Source organism: Longicatena sp. 210702-DFI.1.196, assembly GCF_020563125.1.
Lineage (GTDB): Bacteria > Bacillota_I > Bacilli_A > Erysipelotrichales > Erysipelotrichaceae > Longicatena > Longicatena caecimuris.
Window position 1 is genome coordinate 1 of the sequence record NZ_JAJCPX010000129.1, and the last position, 265, is coordinate 265.

Consider the following 265-nt stretch of genomic DNA (forward strand, 5'->3'; position numbering starts at 1 on the left):
GTTCTCTGTATCGGTCTAACCCTCGCATTTCCTTATGTACTTTCATCATGCGTTCTATTTTTTGACGTTGTATCAACTGCTTGATTTCCATAAGTTCTTCTAACTCCGTAACCTCATTGGTAATGTAGTTATGGATATACTGTATGAGTTTGGTTTCCATGTAAAATCTGCATTCTTTTTCATCATTGAAAAATTCATTTTCAGACAAATAATCTAAGGAAACATTGAAGTCCTGTTCCCGTTTGATAATATCCATGATATATGG

At 34.0% G+C, this 265-nt stretch carries 1 pseudogene; it reads right to left on the minus strand.

The features are described 5' to 3' along the window. A pseudogene (locus LI241_RS15650) lies at positions 1-265 on the minus strand (transcriptional regulator); the annotation flags it as partial.